General features: G+C 56.5%; 1 pseudogene. It reads left to right on the top strand.

The features are described from left to right. Window positions 1–237: pseudogene (locus KVT28_RS26755) on the top strand (multidrug ABC transporter permease/ATP-binding protein); the annotation flags it as partial.

Raw genomic sequence — 237 nt, 5'->3', positions numbered from 1 at the left:
TGGATTGGCAAAACCTCGTTGCGTATCACAAACATTTCTCGGCGGTGTTAACCGACGTGCTTCTGTTTGATCGCCTCATCGGCGATCAAGGGCAGCCAGCCAATCCTGCGCTGGTGCAGCAGTGGCTGGTGCGTCTGAAGATGCAGGACAAGCTCAAGCTGGAAGGCAACAGAGTGCTTCATCTGCAACTGTCGAAAGGGCAGAGCAAACGTCTGGCGGTGCTGCTGGCAGACGCCC

Origin of the sequence: Pantoea sp. GbtcB22, assembly GCF_019091025.1 — a bacterium.
Classification (GTDB): Bacteria; Pseudomonadota; Gammaproteobacteria; order Enterobacterales; family Enterobacteriaceae; genus Pantoea; species Pantoea leporis.
The sequence above is the reverse complement of the archived record's forward strand: the minus strand, read 5'-3'. Positions and strand labels throughout refer to the sequence as shown.